General features: G+C 38.1%; 17 protein-coding genes and 1 pseudogene. 6 read left to right on the forward strand and 12 right to left on the reverse strand.

Annotated features, from left to right (window positions below; genetic code table 11):
• Nucleotides 1–6: 6 nt before the first annotated feature.
• The gene (locus NTX86_02210; protein ID MCX5922117.1) at nt 7–474 is read left to right on the forward strand and encodes a hypothetical protein; all 468 of its coding nucleotides are present in this window, start codon (nt 7–9) and stop codon (nt 472–474) included.
• A 76-nt stretch (nt 475–550) separates the two neighbouring features.
• On the opposite strand, the gene NTX86_02215 is transcribed toward NTX86_02210, so the two are convergent.
• The 4 genes from NTX86_02215 to NTX86_02230 all read right to left on the reverse strand — a co-directional run bounded on the left by NTX86_02215 (nt 551) and on the right by NTX86_02230 (nt 2,763).
• Nucleotides 551–709, reverse strand: a complete 159-nt coding sequence (locus NTX86_02215; protein MCX5922118.1) for a Maf family protein — start codon at nt 707–709, stop codon at nt 551–553.
• On the reverse strand, nt 702–1,343 hold the full coding sequence (locus NTX86_02220) for an ankyrin repeat domain-containing protein (protein MCX5922119.1): 642 nt from the start codon (nt 1,341–1,343) through the stop codon (nt 702–704). The genes NTX86_02215 and NTX86_02220 overlap by 8 nt, the downstream gene beginning before the upstream one ends.
• An 18-nt stretch (nt 1,344–1,361) precedes the next feature.
• Entirely contained in the window at nt 1,362–1,802 is a 441-nt protein-coding gene (locus NTX86_02225) for a hypothetical protein (protein MCX5922120.1), read from the reverse strand.
• A 340-nt stretch (nt 1,803–2,142) separates the two neighbouring features.
• On the reverse strand, nt 2,143–2,763 hold the full coding sequence (locus NTX86_02230) for a Maf family protein (protein MCX5922121.1): 621 nt from the start codon (nt 2,761–2,763) through the stop codon (nt 2,143–2,145).
• A gap of 247 nt (nt 2,764–3,010) precedes the next feature.
• Between NTX86_02230 and NTX86_02235 the strand changes: the two genes are divergently transcribed.
• Nucleotides 3,011–4,132 (forward strand): hypothetical protein, encoded by a 1,122-nt coding sequence (locus NTX86_02235; protein MCX5922122.1) that lies wholly within the window; start codon nt 3,011–3,013, stop codon nt 4,130–4,132.
• A 190-nt stretch (nt 4,133–4,322) separates the two neighbouring features.
• On the forward strand, nt 4,323–5,537 hold the full coding sequence (locus tag NTX86_02240; GenBank protein ID MCX5922123.1) for a beta-propeller fold lactonase family protein: 1,215 nt from the start codon (nt 4,323–4,325) through the stop codon (nt 5,535–5,537).
• Nucleotides 5,538–5,552: 15 nt separating this feature from the next.
• Here NTX86_02240 and NTX86_02245 read toward each other — a convergent pair whose 3' ends face one another.
• Nucleotides 5,553–6,974, reverse strand: coding sequence for a hypothetical protein (locus NTX86_02245; protein ID MCX5922124.1), 1,422 nt, complete (start codon nt 6,972–6,974; stop codon nt 5,553–5,555).
• Nucleotides 6,975–7,058: 84 nt separating this feature from the next.
• Nucleotides 7,059–8,444 (reverse strand): delta-60 repeat domain-containing protein, encoded by a 1,386-nt coding sequence (locus NTX86_02250; protein ID MCX5922125.1) that lies wholly within the window; start codon nt 8,442–8,444, stop codon nt 7,059–7,061.
• Between the two features lie 349 nt (nt 8,445–8,793).
• On the opposite strand from NTX86_02250, the gene NTX86_02255 reads away from it, so the two are divergent.
• Complete coding sequence (locus tag NTX86_02255) at nt 8,794–9,216, forward strand: ankyrin repeat domain-containing protein (GenBank protein ID MCX5922126.1); 423 nt, start codon at nt 8,794–8,796, stop codon at nt 9,214–9,216.
• Between the two features lie 145 nt (nt 9,217–9,361).
• On the opposite strand, the pseudogene NTX86_02260 reads toward NTX86_02255, so the two are convergent.
• A pseudogene (locus NTX86_02260) lies at nt 9,362–9,604 on the reverse strand (GIY-YIG nuclease family protein).
• A gap of 507 nt (nt 9,605–10,111) precedes the next feature.
• Between NTX86_02260 and NTX86_02265 the strand changes: the two are divergent.
• A complete protein-coding gene (locus NTX86_02265) occupies nt 10,112–11,407 on the forward strand; it encodes a clostripain-related cysteine peptidase (GenBank protein ID MCX5922127.1) in 1,296 nt (431 codons plus the stop codon).
• Between the two features lie 66 nt (nt 11,408–11,473).
• Here the strand turns inward: NTX86_02265 and NTX86_02270 are convergent, their stop codons facing one another.
• Nucleotides 11,474–11,662, reverse strand: a complete 189-nt coding sequence (locus NTX86_02270) for a hypothetical protein (protein MCX5922128.1) — start codon at nt 11,660–11,662, stop codon at nt 11,474–11,476.
• Between the two features lie 115 nt (nt 11,663–11,777).
• Here NTX86_02270 and NTX86_02275 point away from each other — a divergent pair, with 115 nt between their 5' ends.
• Nucleotides 11,778–12,794: an alpha/beta hydrolase gene (locus NTX86_02275; protein ID MCX5922129.1), complete on the forward strand. Its 1,017-nt coding sequence runs from the start codon at nt 11,778–11,780 to the stop codon at nt 12,792–12,794.
• A gap of 10 nt (nt 12,795–12,804) precedes the next feature.
• Here the strand turns inward: NTX86_02275 and NTX86_02280 are convergent, their stop codons facing one another.
• From NTX86_02280 to NTX86_02295, 4 genes are all read right to left on the reverse strand, one after another.
• The gene (locus tag NTX86_02280) at nt 12,805–13,902 is read right to left on the reverse strand and encodes a hypothetical protein (GenBank protein ID MCX5922130.1); all 1,098 of its coding nucleotides are present in this window, start codon (nt 13,900–13,902) and stop codon (nt 12,805–12,807) included.
• A gap of 81 nt (nt 13,903–13,983) precedes the next feature.
• Entirely contained in the window at nt 13,984–14,187 is a 204-nt protein-coding gene (locus NTX86_02285) for a hypothetical protein (protein MCX5922131.1), read from the reverse strand.
• Entirely contained in the window at nt 14,150–14,368 is a 219-nt protein-coding gene (locus NTX86_02290) for a hypothetical protein (protein ID MCX5922132.1), read from the reverse strand. The genes NTX86_02285 and NTX86_02290 overlap by 38 nt, the downstream gene beginning before the upstream one ends.
• 146 nt (nt 14,369–14,514) lie before the next feature.
• Nucleotides 14,515–15,513, reverse strand: a complete 999-nt coding sequence (locus NTX86_02295) for a phosphotransferase (GenBank protein ID MCX5922133.1) — start codon at nt 15,511–15,513, stop codon at nt 14,515–14,517.
• Nucleotides 15,514–15,524 lie beyond the last annotated feature (11 nt).

The following is a 15,524-nucleotide window of genomic DNA, read 5'->3' on the forward strand; positions in this document are numbered from 1 at the left end:
TCAACTATGCAAAACAATGAATTTTCAAATGATAACACACAGTTTGTTCTCTCGTATGAACTACTGAGCTTACTTCGTTGGCTAGCAGAACATGACGCAGAAAAATTAAAGAAGCTTATCACCAAGGCTTTAGCAAATGGCCTACAAGAAGATGTAAATCGCGCACGAAAAAACAGAGATGAAGAACAAGTTTTAGAAGAGATCCAACACGGCATGCTCGATTTCTTTAATCTTCTTGAAATATTGCTTGCTGAAGCAATGGACGAACAAACCATGCACAAGGCAATGCAAAAGAATCTTATGCCCGCAATTGATCAAATTGATGCTACCATTTGCGATGACGCTACCGTCCGCACCAGCATTGAACGAGCAACGGCAAAAATAGAACATAATTCAAAAGAAAATCCAAAAGATATTCTTTTCAAAGAACTACTTAAGCGTTGGAAGCCAGTCAATAAAAACGCTTTTAATTAATCAAGCTATTTTTTAGTATGCAAAAAGGCCCCCAGAAAATTCTGGGGGCCTTTTTTGTTGAATTAAACATTCAAATTTATAAATCAAAAAAATCTAATTCCTCTAATGCTTCACGGAGTTCAAAAAGCGGCAATCCGACAATGGTTAAATATGAACCATGAATAACTTTTAAAAACTGTGCGCCAAATTCTTCAATGGCAATTGTATGCGCTGCTTCAAGCGCAATTCTAAGCAATGATACACAGATCCTTATCACGCACCTTTTTTTGAGGCACTAACATATCTCCTACACACACGCCATTATGCGACGAATCATCAATTCCATTATCAAAAAAACCATTACTGTTTCCTACTAACTGCTTAGCTACTACAATAGCCTGTTTAAGTGTAGCGCGCTTTGCATCTTTCCCATACAGATTCGCATACTCATTAATAAGTTCTATAGATTCAGATGGCATGATTGCTTGATCTTTATATTGATTGATAACACGTACAGGCAAATTGTTCATAAGTTCATTCTTTTGAGACCTATAAGATCCGTCTAATACTTCACGAACAATACCTATACATTCATTTTTATAGCGCTGTAAAATGAAAATTTTTGTGCATCCATCTACGGTTGACCAATCCGCAGTGTTGAACGATGCCTTATTTTCTAACAATAAGCGTGCACAGGACTGACGACCAAAGCTCAATGCTGCTGTAAGCGCATTAAATTTTGCGAGTTCTAGTTGCTTATGAGGACTCTTTAAGAACAATGCAACAAGAGGCGCGTGGCCATTAGAAGAAGCGATTTGCAAGGAATTTTGCTTGAGAATTGGCTCTTGAAAATCTACATCTGCTTTTGCTGCAAGAAGAAGTTGAACTATATTTTTTCTGCCCCAAAATTATGCATAAGTCAATACACTATTATTATTAAAACAGTCATTAGTCACACAAGCATTTGTATCAAGCAATATTTTTACCATTTCAGCATTATTGTTATGCACAGCGGATATCAGAGGGGTAACGAATTCCGTCTCCCCTGAAGGAAAAACATGATCAATTCTGTGATCGCTGTAATCTTTCACATTTGGATCAACTTTTAATGCAAGCAACGAGCGAGTCATACCTGAAAGATTATTATTTACAGCAAACATGAGTGCCTTTTTAGGATCTCCGTTATTTCTTCTGATAACTTCTTGCACAAGTTCATCATTTGTATAGGCCACACTATCTGTTTTTTTGGTGGCCTTTTCTTCCATACCATGCATGGAAATAAAAGATCCAATTAGGGTAATGATCACCCCTCGTAGAATGATATTTTTAATAAATATATGTTTATCCATGACAACCCCATTAGGTAGTATCTTTTGATTAATGCTTGTATAGGAAAGTCTACAACATTTAAATCAATGGTCAAATAGAAAAACTTAATGATTTAACTCAACTAAAAAAGGGTTTTTATCAATAGAAATTTCTGAAATATGAGAGGCATCCTGACAAGATAGATGCTTATTGGTGGAGAAACAAGGATGATACTTTCCTTATTGAAAAGTACTATGCGTCCAATTGTTTGAATTTTTTTCATCAGTAAACCTGGTGACATCTTTAAATGATTCATTAAATAAAAAGGCCCCAGAAATTTCTGGGGCCTTTTTATTTGAAACTTTTTCGTGCTCTACAAATTTATAGATTAAAAAAATCTAATTCCTCTAATGCTTCACGTAATTCAAACAGTGGCAATCCAACAATAGTTGAATATGAACCATGAATAACTTTTAAAAACTGCGCACCAAATTCTTCAATAGCAATTGCATGTGCTGCTTCAAGCGCAATACTGTTATCGATATAAATATCAATCCACTGCTCAGGAATAGCAAAAATATATTCAGCCTGTTCACAGCGCACAATACGTTTTTCGATCTGCCATGCACCATCTTTCCATATTTTTTTATCAAGACAAAATGCTGTTGCCAAGCGAGCACCCGCACGAGCATCTCGAATCTTTTGAACTGCATCCGCACGGTCAACTGGTTTGCCTTCGATGCGACCATTAAGGTCTTGCGATAAGGTATCTGCCGTTAACACAAAACAAATGTCGCCCTCTTTTCCTTGCGGCAAGACCACATGTTTCATTTTATGTAGGGCTATTGATTCAACTACCTGCGGCAGGGTCAATCCCCAATCGCATACTGATTCATCTGCATCCTGGCCAACCAGCGTAAAAGGAAGCTTAATTCCCTTAAGCAATGATTGCCGCGATGGCGACTTTGAACCTAAAAGAAGTGTGTGTTTAATGTGTTGCATGAAAAAATCCTTATTTTTTTATCATTTTTTTGCATTACTCACCCATAAAAGACTCCGTCTCTCAAAAGGTCTTGCGTAGCACGATGTATCTTTAAACGCACTGCTATAACCAGTATATATGATTTATACCCTGAGAACAAAGGGAAACGCTAATTGTCCAACAATGAGAAAAAGTGTATAATGTATTAATGACAGTTAAGCAAATGGATACATAGTAAGAAATTCATTCCCCACTAAAGAGACAATCATGATTAATACCGAACTTAATGTAAGTACCAAAAAAGAAAAACCTAATGCAACATTCCATCAAAAAACATTTGATCAATTAATAAAAACAGTACAGGATCTTCACAATCAACAAGAAACGACAAATCGTGATCTTGACCTTGCTTTGCAATTTTATCATGAAACCATGAGGCCTCATGAATCAGTTTTATTGCAGGTTCTTATGGAGCGCTTCACGATCGCATATCAATGCTATAGAACTTCAAAAAACTTCTCAAAACATGAGCTCAAAGCATTTAAAGAGTGGCTTACACAAGAAGTTAATCAAGTTTGCGTTATGCACAATTCACTCAAAGTTCCCGCTGAAATTCAAAAGATTTTCAAAGAATTACATGGCATCAGTTATGAAGAAAGCCTTGCTGAACAATTAAATACGCTGAAAAAGGCGATAAAAGAGCAATTTGGCATGGATATAGATATTTCAGATATCGATCTTCAGGACTCACATGAAGAAATTATGCGAAACATATTTCTAAAAATGGGCAAAGCTACTGCCAGCAAAAAAGACTCTTCTTGCAAAGCTCCACAATCAAAAAAGCAACGCGAAAAAGAGCTAAAGAAGCAGGCGTTTGAAGAAATACAATCAAAGAGCTTGAGCAGTATTTATAAACAATTGGTACGTGTTTTGCATCCCGACTTGGAGCAAAATATCGAAAAGAAGGTCTGGAAAGAAGAGTTGATGAAAAAGCTCACGACCTCTTATAAAGGCAATGACCTGTATTCGTTGTTGACCATAGAAATGGAATGGGCAAATCGCTCTGCAGGAAAGATACAATCACAAAACGATGAAGACCTCAAAATCTATAACACTATTTTGAAAGATCAAATAAACGAACTTCAAACTGCTATTGATACGCTCTTTATGCATCCAAAATTTATGCCTATTCAAGGACTTTATAATAATAAGTTTGATGGAATATCTACCTTAAAAAATAAAACCGTCGAATTGAAAAAATCAATTCAGGAAATCCAAGGAATGATTCCTCTCCTTAAAACTTCGGAATCCCAAACTATCTTTAAAAAAATTATACAAGAACGTATTGCAATGCAAAGACTTACGACTCAAAAATTTATGCCGTTTTAATGCAGCGATTGTTAATTAATGTGACAACGGGTGGCACTATACTGTCTACACTTCGAACTTTTAATTGGAACAGCTTACAGGAAAAATACAATGTATCCGCATTGCTTAATCCATTGACAGTTGTAAAAACGATCTAGTAGTATCTCAACTGCTTAAGTTGTATTGAAAATATTTTACAAGAGAGATCCCTATGAAAATAGTAAGAATGTACATTCCATTATTTCTTATCCTTATCAATCAAACAAGCTGGGTGTATTCGACGTCTAATTTGGGTGAATTTACCCCCATTGTTGGTTCACCCTTTGCAACAGGAAGCAATCCCTTTTCTGCATCATTTTCACCAGTAATTTCGGGCAATGTATTTGTTGCAGCTGCAAATGCAAATGACAGCACAGTTTCAATGTATAGTGTTAATCAAACAACTGGGTCATTGACTGCTGTTGCAGGGTCTCCATTTGCTACCGGAAGTTATCCCCAATCAGTATCATTTTCTCCAGATGTATCAGGAAGTTTATTTGCCGCTGTCGCAAATAATGGAAACAATAAGGTTTCAGTATATAGCATTAACACAACAACAGGCGCTTTTACCCCTGTTGCAGGGTCTCCATTTTCCACCGGAAATTTTCCTAGTTCTGTAGCCTTTTCACCAATAGCATCCGGAAATTTATTTGCTGCTGTTGCAAACGCATCGGGTACTGTATCAGTATATAGTGCTAATACCACAACAGGCGTATTCACCCCTGTTGCAGGGTCACCTTTTGCTGCAGGCTTAGGCCCAATTTCTGTGGCATTTTCACCACTAGTATCCGGCAATTTATTTGCTGCTGTTACCAACGGAAGCAGTAATACGATCTCAGTGTATAGCGTCAATCAAACAACCGGAGTATTCACTCCCGTTGCGGGATCGCCATTTGCAACAGGCACCACACCTTTTTCTATAGCGTTTTCGCCACTCTCATCAGGAAACTTATTTGCTGCTGTTACCAATAATAGCGACAATAATGTTTCAGTGTATGAGGTTAATCAAACAACTGGTTTATTTACACCTGTTACTGGATCTCCATTTGCAACAGGGAATACCCCTTATTTTGTAGGGTTTTCACCACTCTCATCAGGAAACTTATTTGCCGCTGTTACCAATAATCACGGTGATAATGTTTCAGTGTATACCATCAACCAAACAACGGGCGCATTTACACCCGCAACTGGATCTCCATTTGCAACAGCAAGTTACCCAGCTGCAGTGGGATTTTCACCACTACTATCAGGAGGCTTGTTTGCTCTTGTTTCAAGCCAAACTGATAACAATGTTGCTATTTATAATGTTACTTCTTCTGAAGTAGTTAAAAATGGTAGCGCTTTATCACTCGCAATTATCGCCAAATATTGCAGTAATGCCTTCTAGCTTTTTAAATTTGATTTAAAAAGCTAAACCAACATCAGCCCACAGCGCCCATTGATTAAATGCGGCATTGTGCTGAGCGAATTCATACGATCCGCCTAAGCCAAATAGACCTGCAAAACATCTGAATGCGTAGGGCCTTGCAATGGCAGCATATATTTTGTTGGTCAGAACATTGGGATGAGCAGCTGATGAAAGATTAAGATCGCTCACTGTTAAAGGCACAAATATTGCATCACTCACAACGGTTCCAAAAGATTGGGCAATAGTTGCCGTACTTGCAGATGTTTGATTGGTGCCGCATACACCACTCATATCATAAATACCTATAGTATTGTTCGATAAAGCATTATTGCAGCATCGCAATGCAACTTTTTCTTTTTGACGCCACCATAAATCATAACCAATTTCTATATCCCAGTTGCAATGGCGGTGGTGCAGAGCAAGCCAAAAATCTACAGTACTGCGTGGGGTTACTTTTGTTGGCAATGTAAAATAATTAATTCCAGGCAATGAATTCAAGGGTTGACTTTGATCTACAACTAATAAATAACGAGACCAGTCACCATTATCACACAAATCAAACGATCGTCTTTCATGAGCACTAAAAGCATAGCGATATTTACAATCGCCCAAGATAGTCCATGAATTATCTTCTCGCTCACACAAAACATAGTCAGCATTCAAACCTACACCAAGAGTTACATGCTTAGAGCCAACAAGTGGTTCAAACAAATAATATGAAGTTGGACGATTGCCTGTTGGAATAGTAAGCACACCGTACAAAGCAATGTGATCTACTTTGGGACAATCAAAATCATAACCAATTTTTATCTGAATATCATCAAGGCCAGCTTTAGTTTTTTCCCCACAACATTTAATTTTGCCAGCACACCAGTCTGGATTATTAAATCCATCACACATGTTTGTAAAATCTGGTATGGTCCCATTTTCAGTTCTATCAGTTTCTCTTACATGCATAGTATGGGTAGCGCCCATAATTGCAGTATTAGCAAGCAACCATAAACCATCTAACCATCTATTAAAATTCGCATAGAAGGTGAGCACTCCTCCATAGGTAGTGCGTTGAGGAGCACAGCACAATGTTGAACTGTACAGTGTTCCTGAAGCAGAAATAACATTAAACCACAAAGGGTTTATATCTCCCGTGCCATTTTCGCGTACTGCAACACAGCATTTGTTGTGCGGCAAAAAGAATGCGGCTGATTTTTTTCCTTGTGTTGATCGTTGATAAAATGGTTTGACGGATAGCTGGAAATCGTTTTTATCGCCGTGATACATATCATAATCGGTTAAAGCAAGTTCAAATGTTGGGTCAGTGGTGATTTGGCGAGGTGTAAAAAAAGTGTGACTTGCGCCATATGCCGCGCAACATCCAGATATAAGGATAAAAAAGATACATAACTGTAAAGACTTCATATATTCTCCTTTGGTATAAAAAATAACTTTTATCATTTTTGTACGTTACTCCACCTTTTAATAAAATAATTTTATTAAATATGATCACATAAAGAGACAATATTTTTGTTGAATGGCCACGGTTAATGCGCTTTCGATTAACGATGACAGTATTCCATAACGGGCTATGGCAAATCGATAAGCGCCTTCTATTAATGTTTGGCCGGCTACAACTATTTTTCCATCGACTTGTATGGCGAGGCTTTGGGCTTTGCCATTAGTGCTTGTATCAAATATGGTTGTAATGATTCCTGCAGGCATTCCGGAGGGGCTGAATGTAGCATCAAGTGTTCCGTCAGAGGTGTATCGTGCTAACAAAAATTGAGTAATGCCTGTTATTGTAGCCTGCCCGGCGGCAACTATTTTACCATCAGTTTGAAGAGCAATTTTTGTTGCTTGACTAGTTGTCCCAACCGGTGTTGTTACGGTGCCTAATGGAGTTCCACTAGGATTAAAGTTAGTATCAAGTGTGCCATCGGAATTATATCGTGCCAATGCGGATTGAATAATGCCGGTTACTGTAGCATTGCCAGAAACAACTATTTTGCCATCAGCTTGTAGAGCTATGCCGCTTGCTGCTGCTCTTGTGCCAATAAGTGTTGTTACTATGCCCGTGCCCGTACCAAATGAGGTAGTATCAAGCGTTCCATTAGCGTTATATCGGGTTAATGCAATATAGGTAACGCCTGCCAAAACAGAAAATCCAGCAGCAACTATTTTCCCATCGGTCTGCAAAGCTACATCAAAAAAACGAGTTCCCGTATCAATCAGCATTGTTATTTTGCCACCTATGCCAAATGAAGCATCAAGTGTTCCATCAGAGTTATATCGAGCTAATGCCCCATAAGAAACAACCGCTGGTATAGTAATGGTAAAGCCCGCAACAACTATCTTTCCATCGGCTTGTAAAGCTACTGCTTGGCCTTCGCTTACATCAGCAATAAATATTGTTACTGTACCTGGTATAGTACCAGAAGGATTAAATGAAGTATCAAGTGTGCCGTTAGAATTATATCGGGCTAATCCAAAGTAAGTAGTTCCCGAAACATTTGCCGTACCTGCAGCAACTATTTTGCCATCAGGTTGTAGTACTACTGCAGAAATTGAACTATTGCTACCGACACCAAATGATGTCCTTGCTATGCCAGCTACGCCAAATGAAGTATCAAGTGTCCCATTCGTATTGTACCGTGCTAATGCAAATAGGGAATCGCCTCCCATATTAACAGCAAACCCGGCGATAACTATCTTGCCATCGGGTTGTACAGCAACGCCATTAGCTACGCTTATACTATCAATAGGTGTCGTTACGGTGCCAGGTGGCGTTCCGCTAGGGTTAAAAGTAATATCAAGGGTTTCACCAATAGCAGTGAATGGTATCAAGCAACTAACGAGTATCGCTTTTGTTAACCATGTGCATTCCATCTGCATTGTTTTTATCCTTATAAATTAAAAATTCAGGCGAAATGGGACCAATATCACATTCTTCATTTGATATATGTTTATCTTTATTTGTGAGCTTTAGTCAACAAATGGGCCCACTTAACACAGGTAACCGCACTACAAACCCTATATTTGAGCTATCTTAATTAATTGATAACTTTCTCTTTTTGAAACAAATGTATGCGCAGATTGTAGATTAGCGATAACTATTTTATGAGTTCTGAAGTTGGGGGAAGAAGGCAACTTATTAAGCTGGTACTATCGAACTTGATGCTGAAGGATGAAAACATCGTCTGTGAAGTGCTTTCGCCATTTGATTTGATAGTAAAAAGTTCGGATGATCAACTATGGCTACACAGAAATTGTGCAAGAATTAATTAAATCGGGCGCTGATGTCAACATTAAAGGAGAGTATGGACATACGCCGCTTATGCTTGCTGCTAAAAATGGCTATGAAGATATTACTATCTCCCTCATCAAAGCAGGTGCCCATATCAATGCCCAAAAGTCACTTGGAGACGCAGCCCTGATAATTGCCCCTGAAACCTCTAAAGAAGACGATCCAAGTATTATTAAGGAATTAATCAAAGCAGGTGCCGATATAAACATTCAAACTAATACGGGTTCAAGCGCACTAACTAGAGCTGTTGAGCAAGGCAATATACATATAATCAAAGCTTTGCTCAAAGCTGGCGCCGATGTACACTTGAAAGGCGAATGGAGCCGCGCTGCATTAGATTGGCCATATCAGATGACATAAAAAAACTATTAGAAGAACATAAGAAACAACAATCGTTCGCACTAAAATAAAAAAACAGCTTAGGCGATAAAAACCTTCTGAGCTGTTTTTGTTTGCAACCTATGTTAATTTTTTTGCATTGATAACCGGCGGATCATGAGCGAATTTACCACAACCTTCTATGAGCAAATACATACCCGGAACCGGATTTTAGATACCGCTCAAATTGTATTGCCTTCACTTCATCATCAAAACAAACGTATGTCACTATTTTCCATGGCCTAAAGTCAGATCAATATATTGATCCACCAGAATTATGTTTTTCAAGTCGCTGTTCAAGATCAACAGTATATCCTATGTAGGTTTTGCTAGGATCTTTTAATGATTTGATGAGATAAACGTAGTACATAGTGAATCAGAAGAGTTTTATGGTGGAGAAATGTGGAAACAAAAAAATTAATAACAAACTCGCTCGAGAGCGAAACTTAATGAGCCGGAACAATTTTAATGTAATTTTAATCGGATGAACTTTATGCCCTACTTCGCAAGCTACGAAGGGCATTCTTCGCTCAGTTCTATCAATCTTTATTTTAATTTGTATACCAATCATTTGAAGAAGATGGCCCGCCATTCGAAGCTCCTTAAAGAGCGAAGAATGGCTGGAGACGCTGTCTACACTTCGAACTTTTAACTGGAACAGCATCACACATATCCTGAAATTATTCAGGCATCAAACATACTCTTATTAAGAGTCAGTTTCTGATGCACTTCTTCATTGACAAGGGCCAACAAGCGGCAACACTGTAACCGTAATAGAACAGAGGTAAGAGTTTTATTCATTTAAAAAAAAGTTGCTCCAAGCTGTTTCATTGATGTATCCTTCTAGAAAATAAAAAACTTCAAAAAAGGAGCCATCATGTTTGCAAAAAAATTCTATTCCTTATGTCTGATTGTTGCATTATCATGTAGCTCATTATCTCTGCTAGCCAACAGTTGGCGCATACTGTTCTACATGGATTCAAGTGATAGCCTCAGTGATATGGCATTTAAAAATATTACTGATATGGTTCGTGGAAAACCCAATGATTCCATTGAGCTTTTTATTCAACTACATGCTTATTACAATGCCGGCTTACGGTATCGAGTAACCAATCAAGGTTTAGTCTTTTTGGAAGAAGTAACGTTAACTGGCAATAACAAACAAGATTTTATTGATGCTGCATCATGGGGATTTTCTGGTAATAATGCTGACCACACTATGATGATCATGTCAAACCATGGTTGGGGAATTCTAGATCCTCGCTGGAATGAACAAACACAAAAATACGAAGTCGATAGTGATCAACTGGCAACATCCTGCACCGCCAAACGGTCAGCCCTTGCTCATCACCAACAACGACACAAAGGCTACATGTTTAACCATACAACAAAAACCTATCTAACCAACGATGACCTCATCTCAGGCCTCAACACCATTAAAGATGAAGTCCTGTCTGGCCAACAGATTGATATTGTAGCTTTTGATACGTGCATGGGAGCAATGCTCGAGGTTGCTTATCAAGTGGCCCCGTTTGCTCGCTATATGGTGGGCAGCCAAAGTTGTTCATTACCCGATGGCTTTGACTATCAAGGTATCACGACAGTCTTGAATCAAGAAAACAATACACCATTGGATGTTGCTGCTGGTATGGTTAATGCATTTGATGATTATTATACTCGCCATGATGATTCAGGAATCTATACTCATACCGCCTTCGATCTAAACCGTGTGGATGACGTGCGCATAGCGCTCAACCTCCTCATTGAACAGGTACTTAATCTTCCAGATTACACAAATATTTTGAATACAGTCCGTGATGCTTCGCCACGTTTTTGCATGTGGCCAATGTATACCGACACCATGGAATTTTTTACTATTTTAGGCAATCAATTAGCCCCCAGCGAAGAATCAGACCAAGTCACTGCCGTTATGCAAGCAATAGAGATTTTGCGCAATGCACATGCGACAATGATTGTTGCTCGTTGTGGCGGATCGGCAACACACGGTATGGCTCACGGCTCGGCTATATATTGTCCCTTCAATCGCATAGATAGCTCATACAATCAGACACTGTTTGCAGGGTCGTGCCAATGGATTAATCTCTTGCAAGCTATGTGTACTGATCAAACAGGGGATAGTCTGACAGCCTGGTCTGTTGGAAATGCTTCATGAATGCAAAGAAACTGTTATAGTGACATTAATTCGGTTTCTGATGTACTTCATAGAACAGGGGGGAAATTAAGCCCCTAGCACCTGGCGCAACCATCGGGCAGCCTCCGTAAATGTTTCTGGCCGTGCATTCTGCAATCCATGTCCTATGCCCTCAAAGCGCCAATAGGTAATAGGCACGCCATGTTCTTGGGATTTTGCTACAAATGCATCACATGATTCAAGCAATGGATCATTTGTTCCTACCACAACAAACATGGGAATTTTTAAATAAGCTAAAAAAATTGCTTCTACTTATTGACTTTACCTGAGATAACTTACTAATTTTAATAAAGCATTCTCGTTTATAAGGATTATTTTTAACCGAGGTTTTATGAAATTTAAAAAAATCTTACTCATAGTTATTGCAAGCTTTACTCTTTTAGTTCTTGTTGGGCTTAGTTATCAATTTATAAGCACGAAAATAGACGATTGTCGTTATCCAGCACCGGGGAAAATGGTTGCTGTTGATGGATTTAAATTACATATTAACTGTTCAGGAACTGGGACACCAACGGTCATTTTAGAATCGGGACTGGCAAACTTTTCAACTTATTGGACATTTGTTCAAAAAGGAGTTGAGCAATTTGCCCATGTATGTAGTTATGATAGGGCTGGCCGTGGCTGGAGCGAAAAAAGTCCTAATCCACGCACAGGTGCATTTATAGTAAAAGAACTTCATACACTGTTGCAAAATATGCATGCTCAACCACCGTATATTCTTGTAGGCCACTCTTCAGGAGGCATTAACATGCGTCTATATGCTAATACCTATCCTGATGAAGTATTTGGCATTGTATTAGTAGATTCTTCCCATGAAAAGCAAGAAGAACGTTTTGAAGAAGTTCAAAAACGTTTTCCTCGCCCGATATTAGACCGAATCAAAGGCTATATATTGACAAGTAGGATTGCGATTTATTTGGGAATAACGCGTTTGTATCTTACATTGCAAGATGCACCCCCTTTTCCTACATCAATTAAAGATGTTCTTATAGCAAAAATGAAAAGCACCAACAGTTTAACAACAGATGAATTCACACCATTTAAGGAAACTTTAAAACAGATTGAACAATCGCATAACGCCTTAGAAGATAAACCCTTAATAGTGATTACTGGGGGCAAAGAGCTTGATGCACCTGAAGGGTTCAAACAGGAAGCAAATGAAGTTGGAAAGATATTTCATATTTTTCAGAAGGAACTTTTACAACTCTCTAAGGTATCTAAACAAGTAATTGCCGAAAACAGCGGGCATATGATTAACCTTGAGCAGCCAGAAATTATTGTTGATGCCATTCGTGAGATGGTAAATGACTATCGAAAAGCGCAAGCTACACCTTTAGCAGCCCCTTAACATTTCTCATTTAGACAGAAAAGCTGGGAATGTATCCAATCATCGACACAGAGCCAATCATCCAGTAAGCACATGCATTAACATATGCGGCATGATAAGCATCATCGTTTTTTGCTGCTGGAATTTTTTCCATAAGTTGTTGGCGATATAACAAGTCAACTGATTCTATTAACTCTTCTGGTAGAGCCTTGGCGCACCAACAAGTTGGCATGCTCATTCGTAAATAGGTTGCATCTAATAATGCACTGTGCACTTTGCCATGTTCAAAATCAATCAATAATAAGGTTTTCTTGTTTGGATTATCAAATGTGTTGTCTGGACAAATATCACCATGGATAAAGGTTGTAAAAGAACCAGGTTCTGTAACTCCTTTCAAAACTGTGTTTATAATGTCTAGTAAATGAGCCGTATAAGGTATTTTAAAATTTTTTAAAATAGATTCTAGGCGCGACATTATATCGGTTGATTTGTCTTGTTCTGTAATTACAGAAGGGTTTATACGGTGCAAAATTTTAAGGTACTCATCAGTATGCTGATAGCTATATGCATGCAATTGTCCAAGACATATCATAAATCGCTGCAAGGTATCAGTTGCTGCTTGAGAGTTGTCTATCGTAGTTAAACTATCAACTAAACTAATATGAGGTTTACCTAAATCTTCAAGCAGAATAAAGCGATGTTCTTTGTTGCCGCCATAGAAGCGTGGCGCTATTGCTATCTTTGTGTTTAATGTGGATACAAATTCAAGACCAGCCCAATCTCGAGCAAATCGATCAAACGCTTCTTGATCTTGTCCATTTTTTACAGGCAATGCTTGTTTTAGAATTACACTCTTCGGAATATCATTGTGCGCATCTTTAATCATAAGCCTTAAGACAAGATTTCGTCTGTCTGGTTCACTTAGGCGAACAATAGATTGTATTTGAATTGATTTATGGAAAGATGAAGAAAGCAGTTTGGCAGCTTCTTTTACAACAAGTGAATCAATCGTTACTTCTTTGGTCTTGGTATAAATTCTTTTGATAATCCAATAGGTTAATGGTGCAACAATGGCGGCAATCAATAATGCGATTGCAAGAGTACTCAGGCCTTTTTGGTTAATGTTCATACGTGTCCTTTTTTCGAGATAAATATTATTGTCATCTTATTTAAAGATAATCACATTCATGAAGATTAAGTCCAGCAATCTCTATTTTGTTAAAAAATGTTGCAACCATTGAGCGGCTTCCGTAAATGTTTTTGGCCGCGCATTCTGCAAGCCATGCCCTATACCCTCAAAGCGCCAATAGGTGATCGGCATGTCATGTTCTTGGGCTTTTGCTACAAATGCATCGCATGATACAAGGAGAGGATCTTTAGTTCCTACTACAACAAGCAATAGCGCCAATATCATGATGGTAACCACGTTTTAGCTTTACAAAATAAGATGCCTGGTCATGCGTCTGAGCTTTGTATACTGACGCATCCATATCAGCGCCTAAAGGGATGAATGTCAGGGTAGCAACTTTAATGCCGTAATCGGTATTTAAGCAATCAATAATGCATTGATTTGAAAGAGATTGTTTTTCTATCATAGTGAAGACTTATCAGTAAAAGGTGAATAGCAAGCAGGGCTCTTGCCCAGCAAATTTTAAAAAATCATTCAATAAACGAGCATTTCATCTATCATCAACAGCATCATACTACACCTTATACATAATTATTTTTAGTTTTTTCCCAATTACAATAAAGAAGCTAGTGTTTGAATATGAGATGTTAAATACACTAATAAATCTAATGTTTGTTGTACCTGCGCAATGCCTAACTTATTCTTTTCATCATCACCATCCAAGCTCCGTTCAATGTTGTAAGCCATCCAATTGAGGCAATTGCCCCTGATACAATCAAAGGATGCTTGAATGTCATCTTTATTAATGGTACCACCAGCTTTTTTATATGCGTTAATAATAGAGGTGAAAAATTCAATATTAATAGTTCCAGATGGAAAACCACTCCAATCAAGTGCTATACAAATAATGTCTTGAGTCGGATTTAATAGTCGCGCAGCCTCCCAATCGATAATCATTGGATTGCCATCATCTGTCCACAGAACATTTTTTTGATCAAGATCGCCATGGCTTATGAGAGTATGTTTGTTTAGTTGGGTAATTGCATGGCTGTATTTTTCATTCCAGGTGAAAATATCAGCAGTCAAATCATGCAAGGCGCTGGCAAATGGCAGATTGCTCTTTATTGCTTTTGCTATGAGATTCTCATAATAACTATTAGCGTGAATATCCCACGTTGCTTGCGTAAGTTTTGGTAGTTGCAAGTTGAGCTGATGCATTTGTGCTACAATTGTAGCTATTTTTTTTGCGTATTCTCTATTCGTTAAGTTTTGACTCAGAATAGTACCTGGCATCCAGGGATAAATAATAAAAAATGCATTATCCAATTCAATGACTGATTTGTTATCATTTGTGATGCTGACTACTGCTGGAATTCCTTTTTCAAAGAACATTCTTGCAATGGTTTCCGTTGCTTCATAACGATCCAGCACGCCCATTTTTTGCATAATTTTAGGACTTAATACTTTAACTGCATAGTGTCCTCTATCTGTGGTTACGTACCACATTTCATGTAATAATCCGCCAGCAACAGGCGTTGGGTCAGTAATTATATGGCCTACATTTACTGTTTCACAAATAATTTCCAATTGTCTTCTACGCAATTCAAGCATTATTTTTCCTG

The sequence above is a fragment of the Candidatus Dependentiae bacterium genome (genome assembly GCA_026389015.1).
Taxonomy (GTDB): Bacteria; Babelota; Babeliae; order Babelales; family Vermiphilaceae; genus JAPLIR01.